This window comes from Mesorhizobium sp. 131-3-5 (genome assembly GCF_016756575.1).
Classification (GTDB): Bacteria; Pseudomonadota; Alphaproteobacteria; order Rhizobiales; family Rhizobiaceae; genus Mesorhizobium; species Mesorhizobium jarvisii.
In genome coordinates, this window is sequence record NZ_AP023254.1 from 3,874,292 (window position 1) to 3,892,425 (window position 18,134).

The following is an 18,134-nucleotide window of genomic DNA, read 5'->3' on the forward strand; positions in this document are numbered from 1 at the left end:
TTCAGGCGTCATCGCGCCGAGGCACTGTTGTTGCGAGCCTGAGATAGCGCCGCAGGCCGGCTTCGCCACGCGGCGTTGTCCAGCGATGGTTCCAGGCGAAGGCCGGCCGCAGCAGGGGTGCCAGGAATTTGAGGATCGGCCGCTCGACCGTGACCTGCCAGGTCAGTTGGACATGGGTGCCGCTGCCTGACGGCGACAGTTCGGCCCGCCATAGCCCGTCGAAGTCGCCAAAGGTTTTCACGACGACCAGCCTGCCAGGCTCGAGTTCGGCGGCCTCGATGATGAAGTTCAGCTCATAGGGCAGGGCGCCGCGCGCCCGTGCCCTTGCCCGCGAGCCGACTGATGCCTTGCCCTTGCGGTCGAGCGGAACCACTTCCTTGTAGACCTCGCCCCACCAGAGCGGGAGCAATTCGGCGTCGGAGAGCACGTCCCACACTTGCTGCGGCGTGCCTTCGGGAATGTCCCAGCTTTCGTCGAAGCGGAAGACGTTGCTAGGCATCGCGGTTCCTCCATTTTGGCGGAACGCTTATATTAGGAGAATCTTCTTTATTCGGCCAGCAATCAGGTGACGATCTGCTTGACGTAATAACGCACCGCTTTCTTGCCACCGTGGATCACCGCTTCGCCGACCTCGGCAAAGCCCAGCGCGGCGTGGAAGGCATCCGAGACGGGGTTGGGCGGATCGGCGTTGACCTCGCAGGTGACCAGCGTGTGGCCGGCGCGTTCGGCATGTTCGAACAGATCCTGATAGAGCCGGCGCGCATGGCCGCGGCCCCTTGCATGCGCCGCCACGACGACGCGGTCGACATAGATGAAGCGTTCGTAGCGTTCGCGGAACCAGATGAAGTTCGGGCTGTCGTAGTTGGCTTCCTGGTCGAAGGTCATGATGAAGGCTTCGAGATCGCCGATGCGCCGTGCGTAGAACGCCTCGCCGAGCAGGAACGACAGCCGCTCGGCTTCGAGCCAGGACAGTTCGGCGGCATGCTCGTTGTTGAGCGCCAGTACGTCCGCTTCGTCGCCTTGCGCTATGCGGTCTATCGGGGCGGTCATGCCTTGGCCGCCGCGATCGTCGCCGCTACCTGCGGTGTGTCGGTCACTGTGTTGCGGTATTCGCGATCGAGATCGGAGCCGCCCATGCCAACCTTGGGATTGCGGTAGTGCATCGCGCTTGGCACGTCCTTCAGCGCTGCAAAGTGCATTTCGGCCAGTCCGGTCCTTTGGCGCACCTCGGCGATGTTGCCGAGATCGAGCCCGCCGCAACCGAGGATGATGATGCGGTCGCCGGCCTGCCGCACGAGATCCGCCAGTAAGGACAAGCCTTCGATCGCGGTGTCGCGTTGGCCGCTGGTCAGCACGCGGCCGACCTTGCAGCGGATCAGCGCTTCCAGCGCCTCGGCCGGATCGCGTGTCATGTCGAAGGCACGATGGCAGGTGACGTTCAGGGAGCCGGCGGCCTCGGTCAATTCGCTCATGCGCTCTTCGTCGATGGTGCCGTCGGCGTTCAGGCAGCCGAACACCACGCCCGGCACGCCGAGATCGCGCAGCGCCGCGACATCGGCGAGCATCGAGCGGTATTCGGTCTCGCTGTAGAGAAAATCGCCGCCGCGCGGCCGCACCATGACGTGAAACGGCACGGTCGCCTGGTCGAGAGCCGCGCGCACCGTGCCGAGGCTTGGCGTGATGCCGCCCTCGACCAGGCTGGCGCACAGTTCGACCCGGTCGGCGCCGGCGGCCTGCGCGGCGAGCAGGCCATCGATGCCTTCGACACAGATTTCGATCAGCGGTGGGCGTGTTTCCGTGGTCAAGGGGCGATCCAGTCCATGATGTTGCGCAAAGCCCTAGCACCCGGGCGGCTGGCGCGAAAGCGTGAACGGCGCACCGCCATTTGGACCAGCCGCACATTTCCCCGCTTGACAGTCTTATAACTGTGTAGTTATGAATAACCCATAGCTATACGGTTATGGATTGACCGTTGGCCGTGCGGCGGCAGCCGAAATTCCATCTGCTGAAATCCCGGATGCGCTGCTTCCGGGCTCGGCAAAACACGTCCTGACGAAACGCCTAAAAAGGAGAAGGCCATGCAAGCCAGACTCAAGAATCCCGTGATGCTCATCCCAGGCGCCCTGCAGGCGCTGCTGGCGTTGGACAAGTCGACCGAGGCGGCCGACATACCCTATGTGACGCGCAAGCTCATTCATCTGCGCGCCAGCCAGATCAATGCCTGCAGCCTCTGCGTCGACATGCACGCGCGCGAACTGAAGAAGGCCGGCGAGAAGGACGAGCGCATTTTTGCGCTGGCGGCATGGCGCGAGACGCCCTACTTCACCGACGCCGAACGGGCGGCCCTGGCGCTGGCCGAGGCCGGCACGAGGCTCGCCGACCGGCCCGACGCCGTGCCGGACGATGTCTGGGACGAAGCCGCCCGCCACTATGATGAAAAGGCGCTTGCCGCGCTGGTTGTCCAGATCGCCCTGATCAACGCCTTCAACCGGCTGAATGCGACGACACGACAGATGGTCGGCAGCTGGGGCTGAGCACTGGTCCTGCGCTGGGGGCAGGATGGTTATCCGTTACGGAGCGGGTAGGCGGGCGGCGTGTTGCCTCTCGCTTTTCGGCACATGAGCATGACGCTTGGCTACTGCCGCAATTCCGTGTTCTTGGCGCCTTGCTCGACCTGGTCGATCACCAGGAGCTTGACCGGGCCATCGCCGATGTTCGTGGCCTGATGCCACTGGCCGATCATCTCGATGATGAAATCGCCTGTTTTGTAGGTGTTGCTGTTGCCGGACTCGACATTGGTGACCTTCAGCGTTCCGGCCTCGACATAGGCATAGCGCGGGAAGGGGTGCCGGTGCACCGGCAAGGTCGCGCCCGGCGCGATGTCATAGGTCGACACCAGCACCTGCACGTTCTTCTGCGGCAGCGTGATCGGCTGGCCGGAAGCGGTGGTCGTGCGTGATGCGAGCGGGGTGACGACGACAGGCGTGCTGCTGCTGTCCAGTGCCAGAGCGCAATTCGCGTAAAGCGCAACCGCGGCCAGCAGAACCGAAACCAGGATTTTGCGCATGATGCCTCCCTGAACCGAGGCATCTATGGCGCGGCGGACATCCGCGCGCAAGCGGGAGCGGGGCGACATCGCGATGAATTGGCTCCTTCGACCCACCAGCTGGAGTCCTTCCTCATGCTCCGCGGAGGCAATGCCGGTTTTCGACGTTGCCGAAATTTGACGCAGAACAATGTGCCACTGGATCGCCCGCCCTACAGAATTGCGTTCAGTCGTAGGAGATCGGACTTGATGTTTGATGCAATGACAAGACGCACGGTGGTACGCACGATGGTCTCCTTTCCGCGTATAGGGGCCGCTGCACCGGAAGAGATTTTTGCCGCAAACTCGAACGAAAGTCCCATCCTGGCGGGTTTTCGGCGCTGGGAGGCAATGATGAATTCGATCTCCCTGGACATTTCCGACCGCGATCTGAAACGCGTCTATCAAGACATATCGGAGATTGCGAAGGCCATGCTCGCCAAACCGGCCACAAATACGCGCGAGTTCGCGGCGCAGTTCCTGGTTGTTTGCAGCGGCGACGCGATCGAATACCGGCGGGCCGCCCAACATCTCCATGCCCATGCGCAGAGCATTGTCGGTATGGCGTGAGGGGGCACCGTGGGAAGGCTCCGCAGGCTTCGACAACTTCAACGCAAAGATTGACCTCGCTGTTAGGCCCCCACGTGATCCATCGCAAGCTCCTTAGGAAGCAATGGTGAAACGTCGATTTTTATAGCGCTCGCCCCGGGCTGCCCTCTCGTCTCCGCCGGCTTTGATCTACCTTTAGCGCGCGATCGAAGACGGGTCCGCTTCATTTAATTGATGGATGAAGGCTAATATGAGCAAGTGCTAATAGACGCTCACGTCCTATGTTTTGCAGAGGCTCGCTGGTGGGTGGCCCAATATGACCAAGACGACACTCATTGCTATCGCTGTCCTTGCCATCAGCATCGGCTATGCGGATGCCAAGGACAAGGACCGGCCGGCTTGCACCGCGTCGAGCCCACTCTTCAAAGTTCTCGGTAACAAATGTTTTCTCGTCAAGGGTTCGATGATCTATGGCGACATTGCCGAGCTTTCCCAGATAGTTCGCTTGGGCTGGTAGCCAGGCCAGCGGCATGTTTCGCCATCCTCTTTGCCCTTAAGGTCGAGCATCGTTCGACCACAAACTCAACCTTGCTCACTTTCGGAAGTGGTTGACGATTTGAGATGATGGCGCCGGCGAACTCGCCTTGGTGGAAACGTCTGATTGCCAGTTTGATCTGGCGCGGCCTCTTTGCGCGTCATTCGCAGGAGCTTGTCAAAGCGAGCATGGTTTTCCACCGTTAACTCTTTGGATCGAGTTTTCTTGCTGGCGCTTCGGTGACTCGTTTATTAGAGACTCCTTATGGAGAGACGGCACGCAATCCGAAGAATCAGCGATGGGCTCTGGGAGGTCTACGACATAGACAACAACAAGGTTGTACGCGTGGGTGGAGTGCCCTTGACAAACTTGTTGGATGAAGACGCGCTCGACGCGTTGGACCTGATAAGGGATGGCTTCCTGAACCCGGGCCAGTCCAGGAGGACAAAGGCCTAAGCAAGGTGCCAGTTCAGGGCGACTAGTCAGGCGGCGGAAGTTGCAATCCCAAATGCAACGCTGATTCACAGCGAAAGCGACGGCATCGGACTCACGTTCGAAGGCTCTGGAATAGGTGTTGCCGTCCGTTGTTACGATCCTAACAACCCACTCGCCTAGGGATTGGCTGATTTCCACAGTTGGGGGCGACGGTTTGGTGTCGGCCATGCTCCTGCTTCAAAAACTGATGGTTTCGGAATGCCTCACGAAGTCGGTCGCCCCTCATATTAGCGTTAATAAATACAATGCCATAGATGGCTGGGATTCTCCAAATCGTGCGCAAGCCGGCTTCCATCGTCACCGAGATCAGAAACATGATCCTCCGATTGCCGCGCCCCCCAAGGGAGATCGCCGTGCCTCTCGAGACTCTCGCCCATACACTTGCCGCACGCGAAAGCGTCTACGTCGACTGCAGCCATTCCATGTGCTGCCGATCGGCCAAACTCGATATACAAGCGCTCACAGGCCGCCTTGAACCCGGCCACCGCTCAATGCAACAGGATCTTGTCGGGCTGTTCGTCTGCTCGCACTGCAAGGCCGCGGGCCGCGATCGGCGCCCGGTGTTCTTGCATTCCTGAGGGACAGCAACGGGAGCGGAGCCGCGACTGGAAACCGACTTTCGAGCGACGATGAAAGGTGGCCGACGCCTGGTTGGGCGGGGGGCGTTGGGGTAAAAGGCGCCGGCCAGGCGGAAGCATGTCCGCCACAAGGACATGCTAATATGCGGTTGCCGCCGGCGCCTATGGTGCGATCGCGGAAGGCGCAGGCCGGCAACAAACAGCACCAACGGGCCTTCTGCGATTGCGGGTTTCCAATCAAGAAGACCTCATGGCTTCCTGATCCTCACCCCAGCGCCGCCGCCATTTTCGGTGGTGAACTCGACGCCGGCCGATTCGAGGACGCCCTGAGCAGCTCTGATCACGGCCTTGCGGCTGTTACCGTGTTTTAGGATCAACTCCCAGACCAGGTCCGCAGTCAAACCGTTCTCTGAAGCGAAACTTTCGACCTGATGGTCGTGAATAATATCATGCCAGGCCTTATAGCCGCCCATTTGGGTCTCCGCTCTAGGCGCCGCATGGCAAGTATATGCCGCAATGCTAATATAGGAGAAACATGCGAACGAAGGACGTAATCAGGCCCATGGCGCGTTCTAGGAGGCTGTTCAGACGCTTCTCGACTGACTGGCGCCATCGCGCGGGTTCATCCGCGCCGGCATACCGAAAAGTCCCAACGTTCTGACGTGAGCGGTCATTGGGCGATCTCCCGCTTTGCTTGGTCTATGACGCGGTCCCCTGCGGCGCCTAGAACGTTCGCGATCCGGAGCAGTCGAACGGCTAGGCGAATTTTCGGCCTGGCAGGGAAGTGTCCTTGTTTTCTCCTGCCAAAATCGAAAGCTCGACTTTGACCATCTCGATGTCGAGCTCTCGGTTTTTGTCGAGGTATCCGAAAGCACCGGTGGTGACGGTCCCGCCAATCCCGACGACGCCCCCAACTGCCGCAGACGCAACGGCGTTCCAAACCTTGGACGGCATCGCGCTAGCCCCTTTCATTGAAAGTTGGATAGTCGCGCAGGAACGCGTGCGAAAGCAATATCACGACCGGAAGGGATGGGGAGATTGGCGATTGTAGCCCAGACGTAGCCCCATAAGGCAAAAGCGCAATTTCGCGCTCACGCAGGCATCATGGCCAAGTGTTTGAAAATGTTTGGCTCCCCGGGCCGGATTCGAACCAGCGACCAACCGGTTAACAGCCGGTTGCTCTACCACTGAGCTACCGGGGAACGGATGCTCTTCAGCAAGTGGCGCAGCCTATAGCAAACACCTTTCGCCTTTGCAAAGAAGCATTTCGCTTTTTTCCGAGACTTTTTCGCGCGGCGGGTTTCTCGCAATCGGCGGCGTCCGCCCTCATATTAGCCGTCTTGGCGATGGGCGCGGAACCGAAACGGCGGTCGCGGCTTTGGTAAACAGGCTTTTTCGAGCGACCAGATGGACAGCCATTGGCGATGACGGCAGCAGACGAAAACCGGATACCGGCACGAAAGATCTCGATTTTCGGGCGCGAATTCACCATGCCGCAATCGCGCGGCCTCAGAATCACGATCGGCATTCTCTTGACCATCGGCGGCATTCTTGGCTTTCTGCCGATCCTTGGCTTCTGGATGGTTCCGATCGGATTGCTGGTGCTCTCCTATGAATTCGCCATGGTGCGGCGCCACCGGCGTCGCTTCGTCGTCTGGTGGGAGCGGCGGCGTCGGCCGGATGGAACGACGGGCACCAAACCGGGCGTTTGACCATGCCGTTCTTCCGCTGCGTTATGCCCTTGTTCGGGTTTCGGATTTTGGCGAATCCGCTTTTCGGTTCGCACCTCTTCCCAAATCCTCGCGGATTTCCCTGAGAACGGCGGCAGCCGAGGCCAGGCGCGCGCGGTCGCGCGGCGAAAGCCTGGCGGTGCCATCTATCGCCAGGCAGTCGATGGCATGGCGCAGCAACGCCTCGCATGCTGATCGCGACAAGCCGTCCCAGGCGTTCGTTCCGGTGTTGGGTGTTGCCGGCCGCATGGCGATGTCCTCCTCATTTCTCAACGGTGGCGAGGGCGTGGAGTTTCTCGTGATCTCCTGGTATACTTAATGATCGTCTAATATGCGTCGTGACCCATTGTGACCACGACGATCGATGTGGAGGGTCGGATTCTTGCAGAGGAAACCGCGCCGAATGCGTGGTGGCCGCTTGACGCCATTTTCGCCGCAACCTATTGGAACCGGGTGGAACGCCGGGAGCAACGAGGCCTCGTGGCGGAGTGGTTACGCAGAGGACTGCAAATCCTTGCACCCCGGTTCGATTCCGGGCGAGGCCTCCAATACCCGGGCTCCCGCGCGCTCAGCGCCGGAGCCTGACGTTCTCATCGAAATGAACCGCGGTTCTGGCGCGGCAAGCGGATTGGTTGGAACATGAGCGCTGATTTCTCCGAGCTTCGCGTCAAGATGGTCGACGGTCAGGTTCGCACCACCGACGTGACCAGCGCCCCGCTGCTGGAGGCCATGCTTACCGTGCCGCGCGAGGTCTTCGTCGCCGACCGCCAGCGCGATCTCGCCTATATCGACGAGGACATCCGCATTGCCGACGGCGCCGATGGTGCGCGCTATCTGATGGAAGCGTCGCCGCTGGCCAAGCTGATGCAGCTGGCCGAGATCAATGCGACCGATTCGGCGCTCGACGTCGGCTGTGGCACCGGATACGCCTCAGCCATCCTGTCGCGGCTGGCGAGGTCGGTCGTGGCGCTCGAAAGCGATTCGACGCTGGCGCAAACCGCGGCATCGACGCTTTCCGGCCTTGGCTGCGGCAATGTGACCGTGGTCCAGGGCGCGCTGGCGCAGGGTCATGCGGCCAAGGCACCCTATGACGTCATCTTCATCGGCGGCAGCGTCGAGAAAGTGCCGGCGCCGTTGCTCGATCAGCTCGCCGAAGGCGGCCGACTCGTCGCGGTCGAAGGGCGGGGCAATTCCGGCGTTGCGCGACTTTTTTTCAAGGCCGGGGGGGTTGTAACCGGGAGAAGGGCATTTAATGCGGCAATTAAGCCACTACCTGGATTCGAACGTGAGCATGCTTTTGAATTCTGAATGATTTTGCCTTGCAGCAGAGGCTTTGTCATGGTCGCTTGCATTTGAACAATCGTTGCGATCCCAGACTGGGGGCACTTTGGGACCGAGCGACAGGGAATGAAACACGCCACTCCGGCTGCTCTAACGAGAAGCTGGAGCGGCGTAGTTCCCATGGGAAACGAATGAGGGATATACCCGTGCCGTCTGTATCCAAGAGCTTTTTTGCCGCCGTCCTCGTCTCCGCGACCGCGCTGTCCCCACTAACCGCTTCGGCGGAAACCATCACAGGCGCGCTCGCCAAGGCTTATCAATACAATTCCACGCTGAATTCATCCCGCGCCGGTGTACGCGTCACCGACGAAGGCGTGGCGATTGCCAAATCAGGCTGGCGCCCAACGATTACTGGATCGGCTTCCATCGACTATACAAACACGCGCCAGGCAAATGGCGGCGGTAATTCGAAGCTGACGAGTGGCGGTTACGGCATTCAGATCAACCAGTCGCTGTTTGACGGCTTTCAGACGAAAAACAACGTGGCGGCGGCTGAAGCCCAGGTAAAGGCATCGGTCGAGAGCCTGCGCAATACCGAAGAGAACACGCTGTTCAGCGCAGCCACGGCCTATATGGACGTGATCCGGGATCGGCAGATCGCGGTGCTGACGGAGCAGAACCTGCAGTTCCTGACCGAGCAGGCGCGTGCCGCGCGCTCGCGTTTCGAGGTTGGTGAGGGCACGCGCACCGATGTCGCGCAGGCCGATGCCTCGCGTGCCTCGGCGGTGGCCTCGCTGAGTGCCGCCCGCGCGCAGGCGCTGGCCAGTGCCGCGACCTACCACCAGGTCGTCGGCGACGAGCCGGGCAAGCTCAAGCCCGCTTCGCCGTTGGGCAGGCTGCTGCCGTCGAGCCTCGATGCGGCGATTGCGATCGGGGCTAATGAACACCCGGCCATTCTCGCTACGCAGCATCTGGTCGACGCGGCGGCGTTCTCGGTGAAGTCAGCGGAAGGCGCGCTGTTGCCACAGCTGTCCGCGTCGGCCGGCATTTCGGAAAACTACCGCAACGCCATCCCCGACCTTTCCGGTTCCAACGGCAATTCGACCTCGGCCAATATCGGTGCGACGCTGACCATTCCGATCTATTCGGGCGGTCGGACCTCGGCGGTCGTGCGGCAGAACAAGGAATCGCTTGGCCAGGCCCGCATCCAGGTCGACGTCAGCCGCGACCAGGTTCGCCAGGCCGTTGCCACCGCATGGTCGCAATACACCGCCGCGCAGCAGAGCGTCTCGGCCAACAAGCAAGTGATCGACGCCGCGCAACTGGCGCTGAACGGCGTCATCGAAGAGCGCAATGTCGGCCAGAGGACCACCCTCGACGTCCTCAACGCGCAGGCCGCCGTCATCACCGCCAAGATCAACCAGGCCAATTCCGAACACGATGTGGTGGTGGCGAGCTATGCCATCCTGTCGGCGATGGGTCGCCTGTCGGTCGATCGGCTTGCCTTGCAGGTTACCAAGTACAAGCCCGAAGAGCACTACAACGCCGTCAAGGACAAGTGGATCGGCGTGCGTACGCCGGACGGCCGCTAAACGCCTGAGGCTCGACTTGTGTCGGGCCCGTCCGAGCGGAACCTGGCTTGAAACCGGTTCCGCTCTGGTTTCCTGCTCTATTCCTTTGCATTGACGCAATTCCCGAGGGAAAGCGCTATGCGCTTTCCCGGGAAAGCCGTTTTCACACTTTTCCCGGAATTGCTTCTAATCTGTTGAAATCCCACATGTCCCCAGATTGGGGATTCTCGTGCAGCGATCCGTCGGTTACGCTGTCGCCATGATTCGAATCCGGCTTCTGCCGGAGCGGAAGACTAACAGGTCACAAGGGCGGCGGATGTGACGATGGCAACGGCAAGCAGCGCACAGCGCGAACCTTCCATGGAAGAGATACTGGCTTCCATCAGGAGGATCATCGAGGACAGCGACAACGGTCGCAAGCAGCCGGGCGAGACCGAAGAGCTGCGGCAGGATCTTGAGCCGTCGCCGGGCGAGGCTCCCGCCGCCGATGTCGATGCTTTTCGCGCCGAGTTGCATGCTGCCCCCGAAACCAGGAAGCCGGTCGCGCTCGCGGAAGTCCAGGCGCCATCGCCCGAGCCGGTGATTGCGCGCATGGAATCGCAGACGCGCGCCGATCCCGTGCCGCTCAAGCCGTCGATGACGCTTGCCGAGGTCAGCGCCAGGATCGCCGCGGAGCCGCCGCCCGTCACAGCGACCGAAGCGCCGGCCGCCCCGCAGGCCAGCGCGACAAGCGATGCCATCGTTGCCGATTGGCGGCGCGAGATCGCGGCGGTCGGAGAGCAGGCGAAAGCGATACCGGGCATCCGCAAGCCGGTCGCCCAGCCCGAAGCGCCGGCGAGTGAACCGGTGGTGGAGGCTGCGTTCGAACGGCCGTCTTCAAACGAGGCTCCGGCAGACGACGCCCAGGCGCGCGCGGGGGCAAATGAGGCGCCCGCGGCGCGCCCGGCAATCCTCTCCGAACACACGGGCCGGCAGGTCGCGGCGGCCTTCGGCGAGTTGTCCGATGCCTTTGCCAGCCGCAGCAAGAAGACATTCGACGAGATGGCCGAGGAGATGCTGCGGCCGATGCTGCAGGACTGGTTGGACAACAATCTGCCGACGCTGGTCGAGCGCCTGGTGCGCGAGGAGATCGAGCGCGTGGCGCGCGGCGCGCAGTAATCTCCTCCAACGATCACTCTCGAAACGCCGCCCGTGAGGCGGCGTTTTTGTCGATGAGGTCAGCCCGCGCTGGTCGCGAAGCAGATGAGGTTGCCGTCGAGGTCCTTGACGATGAACGTGCGAGCGCCCCAGGGTTCGGTCCGCAATGTCTGGTGAAACGGGGCCGTGGCCGCCTGACACTCCAGAAACAGGGCCTTGATGTTGTCGACGACGATCGTCGCCGCCAGTAGGTCATCGGTCGAATTGGCGGCGAGTGGAGGCTTGTCGACATGGCGCAGGTTGAGCCGTGCGCCATCGCGGATGATTTGGGCGTAGAAGGGCGGCTCGCCATAGGTGAAGCGCGTCTCGAAGCCGAGCTTTTGCCGATAGAAATTACAGGCCGCTACGATGTCGCTGACAAACAGCTGTGGCTCGGCAAAGGCGAGATGCGGTTTCGCGGCGTCTGTTGCTGCATGATCGGTCACGGTTTGAAGGCCTTCCTTCAGCGCCTGCCAGCTCTCGAAACCTGACTTTCTGGCGACGAGTTCCTGGGCATCGGCAAGCTTGAAGCCGTGATCGAGGATCTGGCTGTCGCTGAGATCGTGAAAACGCGGCAAGAGCCATCCAATCACAGCGGCGACGGGATAGTACCGCTCGCGGTGCCATTTGAGATAGAGCTTGGCCTGTTTCTTGTGGTGTTCGAGGGTCGGCATGGGCGCATTGCGGGGTTGAGGTGGCGTAGGCGGGCAATGCCCCTCCGGCCGGAAGCCGATGCGCCCTACTGCAGCGTCCGCACGGTATGGCTACGACGCCCGGTGGTCAAGCTGCGAGTGCCGAGCGCCACGACCCTCCGTTGAAATGTGGGCGGGAGCGACTATTTGCTTCTGGTGAACCGAGGCGGCCCTTGCGGTTGACTTGGCCAAGACCTTCCGATTTACACCGAACCAGCAAAATCCCGACAGCGCGGACCGTTTCCCCATGCTTGAAAAGACCTACGACGCAAAGACCGTCGAGCCGAAGATCGCCAAAGTGTGGGAAGAGGCGGACGCCTTCCGCGCCGGCGCCGGGGCGGAAGAGGGGGCCGAAGCCTTCACCATCGTCATTCCGCCGCCCAACGTCACCGGCTCGCTGCATATGGGCCATGCGCTCAACAACACGCTGCAGGACATTCTGGTGCGCTTCGAGCGCATGCGCGGCAAGAACGTGTTGTGGCAGCCGGGCATGGACCATGCCGGCATCGCCACGCAGATGGTGGTCGAGCGGCAGCTGATGGAGAAGCAGATTCACCGCCGCGACCTGACGCGCGAGCAGTTCATCGAGAAAGTGTGGGAGTGGAAGGCCGAATCCGGCGGCACCATCTTCAACCAGCTAAAGCGGCTCGGCGCCTCGGCCGACTGGTCGCGCGAGCGCTTCACCATGGATGAAGGCCTGTCCAAGGCCGTGCTCGAAGTCTTCGTCACCCTCTACAAGGAAGGGCTGATCTACAAGGACAAGCGCCTTGTGAACTGGGACCCGAGACTTTTAACCGCGATCTCCGACCTCGAGGTCGAGCAGCACGAGGTCAACGGCAATCTCTGGCACTTCCGCTATCCCTTGGAGGGCGAGACCTTCGATCCGGAAAATCCGAAAACCTTCATCACGGTCGCGACCACGCGCCCGGAAACGATGCTGGGCGATACGGCGGTGGCGGTGCATCCGGATGACGAGCGGTACCGGCATCTGGTCGGCAAGAACGTCGTGCTGCCGATCGTCGGCAGAAAAATCCCAGTGGTCGCGGACGAGTATTCAGACCCCGAAAAGGGCTCGGGCGCGGTCAAGATCACGCCGGCGCATGATTTCAACGACTTCGAGGTCGGCAAGCGCCACAAGCTGCCGGCGATCAACATCCTGACCATCGAAGCCGCCATCAAGTTGAAGGACAATGAAGACTTCCTCGCCGGTCTCGATGCGACGCCGGAGCGCCAGGCCGTCTGGGACGAGCTTGACGGGCTCGACCGTTTCGTCGCGCGCAAGAAGATCGTTGATCTGATGGAAGAAGGCGGCTTCCTGGAAAAGGTCGAGCCACATCGCCATGCCGTGCCGCATGGCGACCGCGGCGGCGTGCCGATCGAGCCGTTCCTGACCGAGCAGTGGTACGCCAACGCGGCGGAACTGGCCAAGCCGGCGATCGCCTCCGCGCGCGAAGGCCGTACCAACTTCGTGCCGAAGAATTGGGAAAAGACCTATTTCGACTGGATGGAGAACATCCAGCCCTGGTGCATCTCGCGCCAGCTGTGGTGGGGCCATCAGATTCCGGCCTGGTACGGGCCGGATGGGCGCGTCTTCGTCGAGAAGACCGAGGAAGAGGCGCTGAGCGCGGCGATCGAATATTACCTGGCGCTCGAAGGCCCGTGGAAGGCCTGGGTCGAGGACAAGCTGGAAAACTTCCAGCCGGGCGAGATCCTGAACCGCGACGAGGATGTGCTCGACACCTGGTTCTCCTCGGCGCTGTGGCCATTCTCGACTTTGGGCTGGCCGGACCAGACGCCGGAGCTGAAGACCTATTACCAGACCGACGTGCTGGTGACCGGCTTCGACATCATCTTCTTCTGGGTTGCCCGCATGATGATGATGGGCTTGCATTTCATGGACGAGGAGCCGTTCCACACCGTCTATGTTCACGCGTTGGTGCGCGACAAGAACGGTGCCAAGATGTCGAAGTCGAAAGGCAACGTCATCGATCCGCTCGACCTCATCGATGAATATGGCGCCGATGCGTTGCGCTTCACCTTGACCGTGATGGCGGCACAAGGGCGCGACGTGAAGCTCGACCCGGCGCGCATCGCCGGCTACCGCAATTTCGGCACCAAGCTGTGGAACGCGACGCGCTTCGCCGAGATGAACGAAGTCGCGCGCAACGACGATTTCTGGCTGAATGATGCCAAGCTTGCGGTCAACCGCTGGATCCTGACCGAGTTGACGCGGGCCGCGCGCGAGATCACCGACGGCATCACTTCATACCGCTTCAACGAAGCGGCAGGATCTGCCTACCGCTTCGTCTGGAACCTGTTCTGCGACTGGTATCTGGAACTCTTGAAGCCGGTGTTCATGGGCACGGACGAGGCGGCCAAGGCCGAGAGCCGCGCCTGCGTCGCCTTCGTGCTCGACGAAATCTACAAGCTCCTGCATCCGATGATGCCGTTCATGACGGAAGAGCTGTGGGCGCAGACGGCGGGCGAGGGCAAGGAGCGCGATTCGCTGTTGTGTCACGCCGCCTGGCCGTCGCCCGACTTCGAGGACGCGGATGCCGCCGCCGACATCAACTGGCTGGTCGACCTGGTCTCCGGCATCCGCTCGGTGCGTTCCGAGATGAACGTGCCGCCGGCGGCGATCGCGCCGCTGGTCGTGGTCGGCGCCAATGATGTGACGCGCGAGCGGCTGGTTCGCGAGGACTCGGCGATCAAGCGGCTGGCCCGCGTCGGCGACATCTCGTTGGCCGACACGGCTCCCAAGGGCGCGGCGCAGATCGTCCTCAACGAGGCGACAATCTGCCTGCCGCTCGGCAGCCTGATCGATCTCTCCGCCGAGGCTGCCCGGCTGCAGAAGGAACTGGCCAAGGTGACCGAGGAGATCGCGCGCCTGCACAAGAAGCTGTCGAATGAAAGATTCGTCGCCAGCGCCCCGGCCGAGATCGTCGACGCCGAGCGCGAAAAGCTCGCCGAATATCGCGACGCGCAGGACAAGCTCTCGGTGGCGTTGACCAGGGTTCGCGATGCCGGTTGAGGATAGATTCGCTGGACCTTAGTCATCTCTAAAATGACAATCCTTTTGCCTCGAAAGTAGGCATTCCGTTGCGTTAATTTTGACGTAAACGGAAGTTTTAGCCCCATTGTTGCCATAATGTAACAATGGGGCCGAAAGCCCCTGAAAATGGCTATTTTTGAGCCTTTTGAAACGAATCTTCCTCATTTTTCGGTCGGATAAGCACGCGCAGGACCGTTTTTCGGCCTTGCGATACCTAACTGCATTTTGTCGAAAATGCCTTTGGCGAGCATGTACATGTACGCCCCGCGAATTCGTTATTGCACCGTTAACCTGAATTGGCTCTAGCTTGACGCACTAGTTATTCGGGGAGGACATCCATGAACAATTTGCGTCTGAAAGCACTGCTGGGGGCAGGGTGCTTTTCGCTGACTTTGATGGGCTCGGCGCACGCTGGCGGTTTTTCGCGCGGCACCGCCGATACCGATATTCTTTTTGAAGACGGCAATTTCAATATGCGCACCAGCGTGACCTATGTCGCGCCGACCCGGAAATATTCGGTGAACCCGATGAATCCCTATCTGGTCGGGGAGAACTACGCGGACAGTTACGCCATTCCATCGGCCGCCGTTAAGTTCAAGCTGTCAGACAGTCTCTCCTGTGCCGGCACTCTCACGCAATCATATGGCGGTAACGCGACGTGGTCGCGTTCGAGCGGCACGCTCGGCAAGCTGAATGAAGACTTCACCATGTATGAATATGGTGCGACTTGCGGGTTGAAGTTCGATCTCAGCAAAGGCCGTATCTGGCTTATTGGTGGCGTCTACAACGAAGTCACCGACTACCGGCTCGTTGCCGGTGCTCCTTTGGGGACAAGCATACCCGTCCTTGGCGTCAGCCTGCATGACAGCAATATCGGTTGGCGTGCCGGCATTGCTTATGAAATTCCGGAAATCGCGCTCCGCACCCAATTGATGTACCGCTCTGGCGTCGACATCAATGCCTCCGGTACGGCAAGCTTTCTGGGAGGGGCTCTTCCCGGCGGAGCAACGGGGGAAGCCAACTTTCCCCAATCAGTCGAATTCAAGGCGCAAACTGGTATCGCTCCGGGCTGGCTCGCCTACGGTAGCGTGAAGTGGACGGATTGGTCTGTTACGGAAACGCTGATGCTGAACGTGCCGGCGTTGGCGTTGAACAGCGGCAATCTGTATTTCTGGCGTGACGGTTGGACGGTCACCGGCGGCATCGGTCATAAGTTCAACGATCAGATCTCAGGGACTGTTTTTGCATCCTATGACCGCGGCGTTAGCACTGGTTGGGACCTGACTGGCGACAGCTATACGATCGGCACGGGTGTTTCGATGAAGGACAAGTTGGGTGGCGAATTGCGCCTGGGTGTAGCGGCAGTCTATCTGGCCTCCGTTTCCGAGACCCAATACAACAACAGTTATGTTCCTGGCAGCCCCGACCCCCGAAATGGCTTCAACCGTTCCGTGGACGGTGATTGGGGCTATGCACTCTCGGCTGGTTACAGCATCAAGTGGTAACGCCTTTGATCTGTTGAGCAAAAGGCCGGGCATTGCCCGGCCTTTTCTTTTCGGCCTCCGACTCCCATGGATGCGCCGTCGCTCCAAAAGCAGTTGCTTAACTAAGGTGATCTTGACGTAAACGGAAGCTTTTTTGGCACGATGTTGCCATAATGCTACAGCGCCCAGATTGGCCTTCAGGACACCTTTTTGCGCGGTTTTGGCTGATTTTCTCCGGATTTTTATGGGGATGCACTCGAAAATCGGCAATTTTACTTGGTTCATGTCGCCCGACACCGCGACGCAGAACGCAATCGCTGAATACGTACGTGTACGCCTCTTGAAATCGTTGTTGTGTTAGCCGTGCAAGTGGTTTTGCTTGGGTCGTGCTCGAATTCGGGGAGGCGATTCATGTACAATCTGCGTCTGAAAGCACTGCTGGGGGCGGGGTGCTTTTCGCTTGCTTTGGTCGGCACCACGATAAACGGGGCGCATGCCGGCGGCATTGAACGAGGTGGCTACGACATCGATCTGCTGTTCGATCCGGCGCCGTTTACCGTGAACACTGACGCGACCTATGTTTCACCACACCGCAAACTAAAGAACGCGGTCGACACGTCGGGAAACCCGGCCCCGCTTAGCGGCAATAGCTCGACGCGCAACACGGACGACTATTGGGTGCCTTACTTTGGCGTAAAGGCGTCACTCGGCCACGGCGTGGACTGCCTGCTTGATTACTCGCAGCCATGGGGGGCGAGTTCGAGCCCGGGTATTTGGAACGGCTCGTATTCCAACATCGAAACCAACATCAAGAGCAACAATTACGCTGGCACCTGCTCTTACAAGATGGATGTCGGCAAGGGCCAGCTTCGCTTCATCGGCGGCGCGTTCTATCAAGAAGTCTACGGCTTCAAGACAAGCTATATTGGCGGTGTTCCTGACCTGTCAGGCGTCTTCCCTGTCCCCGCCAATTTCGTCGGTCGTGTCGATCTGAAGGCAGACGGCTGGGGATGGCGAGCCGGTATCGCCTACGAAATTCCCGACATCGCTTTGCGTGCCAGTCTCGTTTACAATTCGCAGGTCAAACTCGACAACATTTCGGGCACGCTCGATACCACATCCTTGGCTCCGATCGCGGCTTTCCTGCCTCCTGGTTCTTCGGCTGTGACAGACATTTACGGTTCGGCGAAGATGCCGGATTCCGTGGAATTAAAGCTTCAATCAGGCATCGCTCCTGGCTGGCTCGCTTTCGGTTCGATCAAGTGGGTCAATTGGAGCGTGCTGCAAAGTATTCCGATCTGCTCAACGGCAAGCAAAGGTATCGCACCCTGTACGTCAGTTTCCCCCAGCCCTGTCAGGCTAACCTCGCTCGACTTGATGTACCGTGATGGCTGGACGGTCACCGGCGGCATTGGTCATCAGTTCAATGAGCAATGGAGCGGCGCCGTGCAGATTTCATGGGACCGGGGTACGTCGCATGGTTACGGTGATCAGAGCGATACCTGGACGTTGGGCGGCGGGGTGGCCTACACGCCGCGACCGAACATCGAACTTCGCCTGGCAGGCGCGATAGGTGTGCTGACCAGCGGCCATTCCGGGGTGCTCACGGATGAGAACGGTTATCCGGCCGGCACCGACGTCAGCTATGACTTCGGCAACGATCTGGTCACGGCGATTTCCGGGGGTCTCAAGATCAAGTTCTAAGATATTGAAAATCCTTTTAAAAGGCCGGGCATTGCCCGGCCTTTTTCGTCTGGGCCGGCATCGTCGGTGATTCCGGTATCCAAGCTGCGTTGCATATAAGCCGCACCGGGACCGCCTCGTGCGATTGTGACGTTTTGGCAACACTTTCTGAACAACCCCTGCGCTAGAAGTCAGGCCGGGGAGATTGCCTATTTCCCGCCAT

At 60.5% G+C, this 18,134-nt stretch carries 18 protein-coding genes and 2 tRNA genes; 11 read left to right on the forward strand and 9 right to left on the reverse strand.

Annotated elements, in window-relative coordinates; translation table 11 throughout:
• Position 1: 1 nt before the first annotated feature.
• From JG747_RS18890 to JG747_RS18900, 3 genes are all read right to left on the reverse strand, one after another.
• A complete protein-coding gene (locus JG747_RS18890; RefSeq protein WP_064984119.1) occupies positions 2–499 on the reverse strand; it encodes an SRPBCC family protein in 498 nt (165 codons plus the stop codon).
• A 62-nt stretch (positions 500–561) separates the two neighbouring features.
• Positions 562–1,050: a GNAT family N-acetyltransferase gene (locus JG747_RS18895; protein ID WP_202359802.1), complete on the reverse strand. Its 489-nt coding sequence runs from the start codon at positions 1,048–1,050 to the stop codon at positions 562–564.
• Entirely contained in the window at positions 1,047–1,805 is a 759-nt protein-coding gene (locus JG747_RS18900; protein WP_027046922.1) for a copper homeostasis protein CutC, read from the reverse strand. Before JG747_RS18900 ends, JG747_RS18895 begins: the two co-directional genes overlap by 4 nt.
• Before the next feature lie 273 nt (positions 1,806–2,078).
• Here JG747_RS18900 and JG747_RS18905 point away from each other — a divergent pair, with 273 nt between their 5' ends.
• On the forward strand, positions 2,079–2,534 hold the full coding sequence (locus JG747_RS18905) for a carboxymuconolactone decarboxylase family protein (protein ID WP_019858596.1): 456 nt from the start codon (positions 2,079–2,081) through the stop codon (positions 2,532–2,534).
• Positions 2,535–2,635: 101 nt separating this feature from the next.
• Here the strand turns inward: JG747_RS18905 and JG747_RS18910 are convergent, their stop codons facing one another.
• Positions 2,636–3,067 (reverse strand): cupin domain-containing protein, encoded by a 432-nt coding sequence (locus JG747_RS18910; RefSeq protein ID WP_038652857.1) that lies wholly within the window; start codon positions 3,065–3,067, stop codon positions 2,636–2,638.
• 228 nt (positions 3,068–3,295) lie between these two features.
• Between JG747_RS18910 and JG747_RS18915 the strand changes: the two genes are divergently transcribed.
• Positions 3,296–3,655, forward strand: a complete 360-nt coding sequence (locus tag JG747_RS18915) for a hypothetical protein (RefSeq protein WP_202359803.1) — start codon at positions 3,296–3,298, stop codon at positions 3,653–3,655.
• Positions 3,656–3,857: 202 nt separating this feature from the next.
• Here JG747_RS18915 and JG747_RS18920 read toward each other — a convergent pair whose 3' ends face one another.
• From JG747_RS18920 to JG747_RS18935, 4 genes are all read right to left on the reverse strand, one after another.
• A complete protein-coding gene (locus JG747_RS18920) occupies positions 3,858–4,166 on the reverse strand; it encodes a hypothetical protein (protein WP_171880381.1) in 309 nt (102 codons plus the stop codon).
• A 1,324-nt stretch (positions 4,167–5,490) separates the two neighbouring features.
• Positions 5,491–5,715 carry a hypothetical protein gene (locus JG747_RS18925; RefSeq protein ID WP_019858589.1) on the reverse strand — a complete coding sequence of 75 codons (225 nt, stop codon included), beginning with the start codon at positions 5,713–5,715 and terminating at the stop codon, positions 5,491–5,493.
• Between the two features lie 283 nt (positions 5,716–5,998).
• On the reverse strand, positions 5,999–6,196 hold the full coding sequence (locus tag JG747_RS18930; protein WP_148307390.1) for a hypothetical protein: 198 nt from the start codon (positions 6,194–6,196) through the stop codon (positions 5,999–6,001).
• Positions 6,197–6,369: 173 nt separating this feature from the next.
• Positions 6,370–6,444, reverse strand: a tRNA-Asn gene (locus JG747_RS18935).
• Positions 6,445–6,666: 222 nt separating this feature from the next.
• Between JG747_RS18935 and JG747_RS18940 the strand changes: the two genes are divergently transcribed.
• The 6 genes from JG747_RS18940 (at position 6,667) to JG747_RS18965 (ending at position 10,982) form a co-directional block, all read left to right on the forward strand.
• On the forward strand, positions 6,667–6,954 hold the full coding sequence (locus tag JG747_RS18940; RefSeq protein WP_019858587.1) for a hypothetical protein: 288 nt from the start codon (positions 6,667–6,669) through the stop codon (positions 6,952–6,954).
• Complete coding sequence (locus JG747_RS18945) at positions 6,923–7,291, forward strand: hypothetical protein (RefSeq protein WP_202362392.1); 369 nt, start codon at positions 6,923–6,925, stop codon at positions 7,289–7,291. Before JG747_RS18940 ends, JG747_RS18945 begins: the two co-directional genes overlap by 32 nt.
• Before the next feature lie 155 nt (positions 7,292–7,446).
• Positions 7,447–7,520, forward strand: a tRNA-Cys gene (locus JG747_RS18950).
• Between the two features lie 91 nt (positions 7,521–7,611).
• Entirely contained in the window at positions 7,612–8,280 is a 669-nt protein-coding gene (locus JG747_RS18955) for a protein-L-isoaspartate O-methyltransferase family protein (RefSeq protein WP_038647265.1), read from the forward strand.
• A gap of 179 nt (positions 8,281–8,459) precedes the next feature.
• Positions 8,460–9,845 carry a TolC family outer membrane protein gene (locus JG747_RS18960; protein WP_027046920.1) on the forward strand — a complete coding sequence of 462 codons (1,386 nt, stop codon included), beginning with the start codon at positions 8,460–8,462 and terminating at the stop codon, positions 9,843–9,845.
• 303 nt (positions 9,846–10,148) lie between these two features.
• Positions 10,149–10,982 carry a PopZ family protein gene (locus JG747_RS18965; RefSeq protein WP_202359804.1) on the forward strand — a complete coding sequence of 278 codons (834 nt, stop codon included), beginning with the start codon at positions 10,149–10,151 and terminating at the stop codon, positions 10,980–10,982.
• Between the two features lie 59 nt (positions 10,983–11,041).
• Here the strand turns inward: JG747_RS18965 and JG747_RS18970 are convergent, their stop codons facing one another.
• Positions 11,042–11,674: a bleomycin resistance protein gene (locus JG747_RS18970; RefSeq protein WP_019858581.1), complete on the reverse strand. Its 633-nt coding sequence runs from the start codon at positions 11,672–11,674 to the stop codon at positions 11,042–11,044.
• Positions 11,675–11,939: 265 nt separating this feature from the next.
• Between JG747_RS18970 and JG747_RS18975 the strand changes: the two genes are divergently transcribed.
• From JG747_RS18975 to JG747_RS18985, 3 genes are all read left to right on the forward strand, one after another.
• Complete coding sequence (locus JG747_RS18975; RefSeq protein WP_202359805.1) at positions 11,940–14,723, forward strand: valine--tRNA ligase; 2,784 nt, start codon at positions 11,940–11,942, stop codon at positions 14,721–14,723.
• 359 nt (positions 14,724–15,082) lie between these two features.
• Positions 15,083–16,249: an outer membrane protein transport protein gene (locus JG747_RS18980; RefSeq protein WP_019858578.1), complete on the forward strand. Its 1,167-nt coding sequence runs from the start codon at positions 15,083–15,085 to the stop codon at positions 16,247–16,249.
• A 390-nt stretch (positions 16,250–16,639) separates the two neighbouring features.
• Positions 16,640–17,932 carry an OmpP1/FadL family transporter gene (locus tag JG747_RS18985; RefSeq protein WP_064984132.1) on the forward strand — a complete coding sequence of 431 codons (1,293 nt, stop codon included), beginning with the start codon at positions 16,640–16,642 and terminating at the stop codon, positions 17,930–17,932.
• Positions 17,933–18,134: the final 202 nt, after the last annotated feature.

What these genes read in the sequence shown, in the direction of transcription:
- JG747_RS18890 (WP_064984119.1), bottom strand. Translation starts at nt 499, where the DNA reads ATGCCTAGCAACGTCTTCCGCTTCGACGAAAGCTGGGACATTCCCGAA.
- JG747_RS18895 (WP_202359802.1), bottom strand. Translation starts at nt 1,050, where the DNA reads ATGACCGCCCCGATAGACCGCATAGCGCAAGGCGACGAAGCGGACGTA.
- JG747_RS18905 (WP_019858596.1), top strand. Translation starts at nt 2,079, where the DNA reads ATGCAAGCCAGACTCAAGAATCCCGTGATGCTCATCCCAGGCGCCCTG.
- JG747_RS18910 (WP_038652857.1), bottom strand. Translation starts at nt 3,067, where the DNA reads ATGCGCAAAATCCTGGTTTCGGTTCTGCTGGCCGCGGTTGCGCTTTAC.
- JG747_RS18915 (WP_202359803.1), top strand. Translation starts at nt 3,296, where the DNA reads ATGTTTGATGCAATGACAAGACGCACGGTGGTACGCACGATGGTCTCC.
- JG747_RS18920 (WP_171880381.1), bottom strand. Translation starts at nt 4,166, where the DNA reads ATGCCGCTGGCCTGGCTACCAGCCCAAGCGAACTATCTGGGAAAGCTC.
- JG747_RS18925 (WP_019858589.1), bottom strand. Translation starts at nt 5,715, where the DNA reads ATGGGCGGCTATAAGGCCTGGCATGATATTATTCACGACCATCAGGTC.
- JG747_RS18930 (WP_148307390.1), bottom strand. Translation starts at nt 6,196, where the DNA reads ATGCCGTCCAAGGTTTGGAACGCCGTTGCGTCTGCGGCAGTTGGGGGC.
- JG747_RS18940 (WP_019858587.1), top strand. Translation starts at nt 6,667, where the DNA reads ATGACGGCAGCAGACGAAAACCGGATACCGGCACGAAAGATCTCGATT.
- JG747_RS18945 (WP_202362392.1), top strand. Translation starts at nt 6,923, where the DNA reads ATGGAACGACGGGCACCAAACCGGGCGTTTGACCATGCCGTTCTTCCG.
- JG747_RS18955 (WP_038647265.1), top strand. Translation starts at nt 7,612, where the DNA reads ATGAGCGCTGATTTCTCCGAGCTTCGCGTCAAGATGGTCGACGGTCAG.
- JG747_RS18965 (WP_202359804.1), top strand. Translation starts at nt 10,149, where the DNA reads ATGGCAACGGCAAGCAGCGCACAGCGCGAACCTTCCATGGAAGAGATA.
- JG747_RS18970 (WP_019858581.1), bottom strand. Translation starts at nt 11,674, where the DNA reads ATGCCGACCCTCGAACACCACAAGAAACAGGCCAAGCTCTATCTCAAA.
- JG747_RS18975 (WP_202359805.1), top strand. Translation starts at nt 11,940, where the DNA reads ATGCTTGAAAAGACCTACGACGCAAAGACCGTCGAGCCGAAGATCGCC.
- JG747_RS18980 (WP_019858578.1), top strand. Translation starts at nt 15,083, where the DNA reads ATGAACAATTTGCGTCTGAAAGCACTGCTGGGGGCAGGGTGCTTTTCG.
- JG747_RS18985 (WP_064984132.1), top strand. Translation starts at nt 16,640, where the DNA reads ATGTACAATCTGCGTCTGAAAGCACTGCTGGGGGCGGGGTGCTTTTCG.